The 7,423-nt window shown below is 68.0% G+C and carries 3 protein-coding genes and 3 pseudogenes; 1 reads left to right on the forward strand and 5 read right to left on the reverse strand.

From position 1 onward, the window contains the following. The 4 genes and pseudogenes from GJ632_RS17065 to GJ632_RS17080 form a co-directional block, all read right to left on the reverse strand. Positions 1 to 1,758: pseudogene (locus GJ632_RS17065) on the reverse strand (SLC13 family permease); the annotation flags it as partial. A gap of 115 nt (positions 1,759 to 1,873) precedes the next feature. Then, positions 1,874 to 2,713, reverse strand: coding sequence for a halocyanin domain-containing protein (locus tag GJ632_RS17070; RefSeq protein ID WP_191453579.1), 840 nt, complete (start codon positions 2,711 to 2,713; stop codon positions 1,874 to 1,876). A 223-nt stretch (positions 2,714 to 2,936) separates the two neighbouring features. Further along, a pseudogene (locus tag GJ632_RS17075) lies at positions 2,937 to 4,996 on the reverse strand (DEAD/DEAH box helicase). A 96-nt stretch (positions 4,997 to 5,092) separates the two neighbouring features. Continuing rightward, positions 5,093 to 5,467 (reverse strand): cupin domain-containing protein, encoded by a 375-nt coding sequence (locus GJ632_RS17080; protein ID WP_191453580.1) that lies wholly within the window; start codon positions 5,465 to 5,467, stop codon positions 5,093 to 5,095. A gap of 107 nt (positions 5,468 to 5,574) precedes the next feature. Here GJ632_RS17080 and GJ632_RS17085 point away from each other — a divergent pair. Further along, a pseudogene (locus tag GJ632_RS17085) lies at positions 5,575 to 6,749 on the forward strand (site-2 protease family protein). Positions 6,750 to 6,759: 10 nt separating this feature from the next. Here the strand turns inward: GJ632_RS17085 and GJ632_RS17090 are convergent. Then, positions 6,760 to 7,423: molybdopterin-binding protein (locus tag GJ632_RS17090; RefSeq protein WP_191453581.1), on the reverse strand; the 664-nt coding region annotated here is incomplete at its 5' end.

A 7,423-nucleotide genomic window follows, 5' to 3' on the forward strand; every position in this document is an offset into this window, starting at 1 on the left:
GCCCGGCCCGTAGACGAAGAGATTCGTCTGGTAGCGACGGGCGTCACGACGCCGTCGAGGCGGCGAACGTGACCGCGAGGATGAACGCGAACGCGTTCGCGCCCAGCGTCTGCGCCGCCTCCACCGCGACGGGAATCATCAGCACGACGCTCGCGTTGTTCGAGACGACGTTCGTCAGCAGCGCGGTGACGAGGTAGAACACCCCGAGGACGCCGACTAACGGGAGGTAGTCACCCGTCAGGACGACGAACTCCGCGAGGAGCGCCGCCGCGCCCGAGTTCTCCATGGCGATGCGAGGGGGATGACGCCGGCGAGGAGGAAGACGACGTCCCACTGGACGGCGTCGTACAGTTCCGGCGGGCGGAGACAGTTCGTCGCCACCATCGCCAACGAGCCCGCGAGCGCCGAGACGACGATGGGGACGACGTCGAGTGCCGCGAGGGCGACGACGACGGCGACGATGCCGATGGCGACGGGAATCTTCTCCTCGCGGTAGTGGTGCTGCTCTATCTCCTGGGCGACGATGAAGTTCCGGTTGTCGTCGAGGCGTTCGATGCTCTCGGTCGTCGCCTGCACGAGGAGGGTGTCGCCGACGCGGAGGCTGATGTTGTCCATCCGGCGGCGGATGAGTTCCCCGCCGCGTCGGAGCGCGAGGACCGTCGCGTCGTACCGCTGGCGGAAACTCGCCGACGCCAGCGACTCGCCGACGAGCGACGACCCCGGCGCGACGACGAGTTCGACGAGGTTCTGGCCGGACTGGCCCGCCTCCAGTTCCTCCTCGTCGACGGTGACGTTGGGGACGAGATCCAGCCCCTCCACGTCGATGAGTTCGACCAGCGTGTCGCGGTCGGTTCTGAGCGCGAACACGTCGCCGGCCTGAATCTCCTTCGGCCCCAGCGGTTCGAGGAACACCTGCCCGTCGCGGATGAGTTGGATGAGGTCGAAGTCGAAGTCCGTCTCACCGAGCGCACGCTGAATCTGCTGGCCGACGAGCGGGGAGTCCGCGCGGACGGTCACCTCGGTGAGGTAGTCGGCCATCTCGAACTCCTCGGTCAGGTCGCGTTCGGGCTTGATGCGCTCGGGCGTGAGCCACCGCCCGACGGTGAGCAGGTACACCGTCCCGACGACGCCCACGACCAGACCGAGTTCGGTGAACTCGAACATCGTGAACGACCGGCCGATGAGGCGACCCGAGAGGTCAGACGCGAGGATGTTCGTCGAGGTGCCGATGAGCGTGAGCATCCCGCCGAACATCGAGGCGTACGAGAGCGGAAGGAGCAGTTTCGACGGCGAGGTGCCCCCGCGTTCGGCCAGGTCGGTGACCATCGGCAGGAGGATGGCGACGGCGGCGGTGTTGTTGATGAACCCCGAGATGGGGGCGACGAGGCCGATGGTCGCCCCGAGCTGTCGGTTCTCGCTGTCGCCGGTGAACGACGAAATCTTCGCGCCGAGCATCTGCACGATGCCCGTGCGCTGGACGCCGTCACTCAGGATGAACATCGCCAACACCGTCAACGTCGCCGTGCTGGAGAACCCCGAGAGCGCCTGCTGGGGGTACTGCGCGGGGTCGAACAGGAGAATCGGCTCGGCGAGGAGTCCGGCCGACACCAGCCACCCCGAGGCCGGTTGCGCGAGCATCAGCGTCACCATCACGCCGAGTGCGGTGACGTCCACGGGCACCGGTTCGGTGGCGAAGAACACCAGCGCGAGGAGGATAATCGCGGAGACGACGACGATGCTCGGCGTAATCGTTACCACGTCGTCATCGGACGGACCGGGGTCAGAAAAGGTTGTCTGGTCGCAGTCGCGCGCCGTGAGTCGATTCTGGCGCTTCCGCTCGGTGCAGTACCCGGCCGCGCCCGCGGCCGGCCGGTCATTCCACGACTATCGCGCCCTTCATCCCGAGTGTCTGGTGCGGTCCACAGGCGTACAGGTACGTCCCGGGGTCCTCGAAGTCGTGTTCGAGGTGGACGCCCGGTTCCGAGAACACGCCGTCGGAGCGCACGTCGAGGTCACGGAACACGACGCTGTGCGGGCCGCCGTCCCACCGCCATCTGACGGTCGTCCCCGCCGATACCTTCAGCACCGGCGGGTCGAAGGCGAAGTTGCCGCCGTTACCCGCCGCCCCGACGGTGACCGTCGTCGTCTCGCGCCCCGTCTCGTCGGCGACGCTGCCGTCGAAGTTGCTGCTGTCGACGACCCACGCGTCCACGGCGTCGTTGCCGGTCGACGGCGGTTCCCTGACGACGACGGCGCCCTTCATGCCGTCCTCGCGGTGCGGTTCGGAGACGAAGCGGTACACGCCGGGGTCGTCGAACACGTAGTGGTAGCCGGTCCCGGCCTGCGCGTTCGTGCGACCGCTGTCGAACGTGCCGTCGAGGGCGACGACGTTGTGCTGGCCGCCGTGGCCGGTCCAGTCCCAGCGTACGTTCGTCCCGGGAGGGACCGCTATCACCGGCGGGTCGAACGCCATCTCGTCGCCGACGGGTTCGCCGACGGCGATGGTGGGCTGTGACCCCGGTCCGTACCGTCTGCGGTCGCCGGTGTAGCCGTTGGCGTCCGCGAGCCAGTCGTCTAGCGACTCCGCGGGCGTCGATTCGGCCGTCTCCGTCGCCGTCGATTCGGTCGCGTCGGCCGTCGTCGCGGCCGGCGAATCCGTCGCCGTGCCGTCGCCGTCGGCGCCGATGGCCTGACTGCCGGGACCGCCGGACAGACAGCCGGCGACCGCCGCGAGACTGGCGAGTGCGGTACTCTGGAGGAGTCGTCTTCGGGTGGGGGGACCGTCTCATCGCACTTCCGGTGTCGTGTCGGGTGGATAACAGAACCGTGACGGTTCCCGGAATTTGAAAACTGGGGACGGCCGCTTTCCCCGTCGGGCTTCGAACGGGGCGTCGACGTCGACGGACCGCGCGGACGATGTCGGACGCTCGGTGCGGTTACATCTCCTCGTCGGCCAGTTCCATGTCGGCGACGAGTTCGTACGGGCTCTTGCCCGCTCGGATGCGTCGAGGATGCGGAAGGCGTCCGACGGCGCGAGGAAGTGCCGACAGACGGCCCGGCCCAGCGGCGTCGGTTCGAAGCCGTCGATGAACTTCCACTCCAGCAGTTTCCCGACAGCGTGCTTCGTCGGCACGTCGCCGAGCATCCGGTCGTTCAGTCGCTTGGCCTTCTTGCCGGCGACGATGACGTTCGCAAGCGTCTCCTCGGCGGCGGCGCCCTCGTCGTACACCATCGTCACGTCCTCCATCTCGCCCTTCAGGAGCTTGAACGCCACCTCGTCCTCGGTCATCTCCATAGAGTTGTGGTACGAGGCGTCGGGTTCGACGAGGAGGTACACCGTCCCCTTGTCGTGGTAGTCCGGGCGGCCGGCCCGGCCGAGCATCTGTTCGAACTCTTGGACGGAGAGCCACTCGATGCCCATCGCCAGCGTGTCGAACACCACCTGCGAGGCGGGGAAGTCCACCCCGGCCGCCAGCGCCGCCGTGGTGACGACGGCGGCGAGGTCCTGGTTGCCGAACATCCGTTCGACCTTCTTCCGGCGGCCGTAGTCGAGGCCGGCGTGGTAGGGGGCGGCGTCGTACTCCAGTTTCCTCGCTATCTCGTGACACCGGCGTCTGGAGTTGGTGAAGACGATGGTCTGCCCGCGGTAGCCCTTCGAGGACTTCGTGTCGAATTCGCGCGTGACGAGTTTGTTGATGATGTCGGGTTTCTCGCGCCCGTCGGCGAACGTCACGTGCCGTTCGATGGGGACGGGTCGCTCCTCGAACTCGATGAGCGTCGCGCGCAACTTCCGCGCCAGCGTCTCGGGGTTGCCCACCGTCGCGGAGAGGTACACCCACTGCGCGCCGCCGTAGCCGTCGCGCCGCGTCTGGCGCGTCTCGCAGTAGTGTTTTAGCCGGGATATCATCCCGTCGAGACGGTGGCCGCGTTCGCCCTCCTTCAGCGTGTGCACCTCGTCGATGACGACGGTGGCGACGTCGCCGAGGTCCTTGCCCGTCCGGAGGGCGTGGTCGATGCCCTCGTAGGTGCCGACGATGATGTCGGCGTTCGGGTCGAACCGGTTGCCGTCGTCGTTGATGCGGGAGGCGCCGACGCGGATGGTGACGTTCAGGTGGTCGCCGTACCGGTCCTCGAAGTCCTCGTGCTTCTGGTTGGCGAGGGCGACCAGCGGAACGAGAAACAGCATCTTCCCGTCGCCCTTCAGCGCCCTGTCGACGCCCGCGAGTTCGCCGACGAGCGTCTTCCCCGTCGCCGTCGCACTCACGACCAGTTGGTCGCGGCCCTCGAACAGGCCGTTCTCGACGGAGAGCGACTGGACGGGCAGCAGGGTGTCGAACCGGTCTTCGACCATCGACTGCAGCGTCGGGTGGAGGTCCAGCGTCGACGTCGAGACGAGGTCGATGTCGTCCGTCGTCGCCGAGACGGTGTCGAACTTCGTGAGGTCGGGGTCCAGCCCGCCCTTCAGGAGGTTCGAGATGCGGCCGAGGTCCTGCGTCTCCAGCAGGAGCGACTCCAGTCGCTCCTGGGCCGCCTGGGTCATCGTGCCGGTCCCCGAGAAGTCGAGTTCGCGTTCGAGTTCGCGCTTCGCGCAGTCCGGGCAGATGTACTCGCCGTCGGTCTTGATGGCCGTGTCTTCGGTGATGGGCGAGTAGCGGCCGTTCGAGGCGCAGTAGCGGCAGGTCCGGACGACGAGGGCGTCGAGTTGGTAGCCGTCGAGCATCTCGCGGAACTCGTCGCGACGGGCTTTGGAGGTCTGCTGCGAGATGCGGATGCGCTCGGCTCTGCGGGCGAGTTCGACGAACTGGCTCGGGTCGCGGGGGTCCTCCGAGGACCCGCGCTTCACGCGGAACTTCGCGGGGCGCGGGCCGGCGTTCGTCTCCTGCAGTTCGAGCACCGCGCGGAAGACACGCTCGCCGTCCCGTTGGACGACGACGAGGAAGTCGTCGTTCGTCTCGTGGACGAACAGCGTGTCGACGCGGCCGACCTGTTTGGACACGCCGTCCCGTACGAGGACGGGGTATTTCAGCGGTTCGTCTGCCCGTCGACAGTCGCCCGCACGAGACTCCCTCCCGCGGACGGACGGCCGAACGCCCTACTCCTCGACAACCTGAATCTCGTCGTCGCCGTTCGGCACCGCACAGAGGAACGTCCCCTCCACCTCGGAGTCGTTGCGGTACCAGTGGACGGCGCCCGCCGGGATGAGAAGCGAGTCGCCCGCGGCCACCTCGTACTCCTCGCCCTCGATGCCGACGGTGTACTGCCCGGAGAGGACGTACTGCTCGTGTTCGACCTCGTTCGTGTGCTTCGGGACGCTCGCGCCCGGTTCGAGGACAAACCGCCGGATGGCGAAGTTCGGTGCGCCGTCCGAGGCGTCGACGAGGACGCCCTTCGACATCCCCTCGGCTGCTCCGACGGACTCGTACTCGATGGACTCGGCACGCTTGACGACGGGTTCGGCGTCGCTCATACCGTCAGTAGTCCGACCGGCGGCCTAAACCTTCGCTCCGCGGCACCGTCGGCCCCCGCGCCGCCGTCGCGCTTGGACTTATTAACCGTCGCCATCTACTGGTCACCATGCGAGGTATCCGTATCGGCCGTGTCTTTGGCATCCCGATTCAACTCAACCTCACGTTCCTTCTCGTGCTTCCGCTGTTCGCCTGGCTCATCGGCTCCGACGTGGGCGAACTCGTCGAACTCGTCAACCGACTGTTCGGCTCGGCCATCGACGGCGCGGCGCTCACCGTCGGGTCGATGCCGTGGATTCTCGGCACCGCCGCGGCGCTCGGACTGTTCCTGTGCGTCCTGCTCCACGAGTTCGGCCACTCGCTGGTCGCGATGCGCTACGGCTACGAGATAGAGTCCATCACGCTGTGGCTGTTCGGCGGCGTCGCCAACTTCGTCGAGATGCCCGAGGACTGGCGGCAGGAACTCGTCATCGCCGTCGCGGGTCCCGCCGTCAGCGTCGGTCTGGGCGTGGTCTCGTACCTCGGCTTCCTGGTGCTCTCGACCGCTCAGGGCCCGGTGAAGTTCGTCCTCGGCTACCTCGCGCTGACGAACGTCATGCTGGCGGTGTTCAACATGCTCCCGGGCTTCCCGATGGACGGCGGGCGCGTGCTCCGCGCCCTCCTCGCCCGGCGTCGGTCCCACGCGCGAGCGACGCAGATTGCCGCGGAGGTGGGCAAGGTGTTCGCGTTCCTCCTCGGCATCGTCGGCCTGTTCGTCAACCTGTTCCTCATCGCGCTGGCGTTCTTCATCTACATGGGCGCGTCGTCGGAGGCCCAGCAGACGGTGATGAAGGCGGCGTTCGAGGACGTGACCGTGCGCGACGTGATGACGCCGCGAGAGAAACTCGACGTGGTCGACGTGACGACCAGCGTCGCGGACCTGCTCGACCGGATGTTCCGCGAACGCCACACGGGCTACCCCGTCCTCCGGAGCGGCAGTCTCGTCGGCATGGTGACGCTCAACGACGCCCGTGCGGTGAACGAAGTCGAACGCGACGCCTACCGCGTCGAGGACGTGATGTCCGGCGAACTCGCCACCATCTCGCCGGCGCGGGCGCCATGGACGCCATCACGACGATGCAGCAGAACGGCGTCGGCCGTCTCCCCGTCGTCGACGAGGCGGGCGAACTCGTCGGTCTCATCTCCCGGTCGGACCTCGTCACCGCCCTCAACATCATCCAGTCGCGCGGGTCCGCCGCGGTGATTCGCCGGCGCGACCCGACGGACGCCATCGAAACCCGGTAGTCGCCGCGTCTCACCCCGCGTCGGCACCGCCGGCGGTTCGGCTCTCGCCGTCGCCCCGCGTCTCATCCGCGTCGTCGCTCCGCGTCTCGTCCTCGCCGCCGCCCCGCGTCTCGTCCAGTTCGTCCTCACTTTCGACCAACGCCGCGTCCGCGTTCGCCACCAGCCACGACGACGCATCCGCGAGAACCGCCGCGTCCGTCGCGGTGAGTTTGATTCGCGTCGGCCCCCCTCCCCGACTCGGGTAACTCCCGACCCGAACGCCGAACTGCGTCGCGACGGCGGCGAGGGGTTCGGCCATCGCCCCCTCGGGTTCGGGCGTGTGGAACGTCTTCGTCGCCACGGTACCGCCGAAGTCGTCGGCGACGTTGCCGAAGACGGCGCGCATCTCCTCTGGGATGCCCGGCAGGACGTAGACGTTGCCCGCGACGCACCCCGGCGCGAGTCCCTCGGGGTTGGGTATCGGCGTCGCACCCGCGGGCATCGACGCGTACCACTCCACCTTCAGGTCGAACTCGAGGTCCGGTCGCCGTTCGTATATCTCCTCGATGGTCGCCGCCACGTCCGCCTCGGCGACGGGGTTCACCTCCAACTCGCGGCCGAGTCCCGCCGCGACGCCCGGCATCGTCAGGTCGTCGGGCGTCCCGCCGAGGCCGCCGGTGACGACGACGGCGTCG

The sequence above is a fragment of the Halogeometricum sp. CBA1124 genome, assembly GCF_009741955.1.
Classification (GTDB): domain Archaea; phylum Halobacteriota; class Halobacteria; order Halobacteriales; family Haloferacaceae; genus Halogeometricum; species Halogeometricum rufum.

Bases quoted from the DNA above. Each gene is read 5' to 3' on its own strand.
- GJ632_RS17080 (WP_191453580.1), bottom strand. From the start codon at position 5,467: ATGAGCGACGCCGAACCCGTCGTCAAGCGTGCCGAGTCCATCGAGTAC.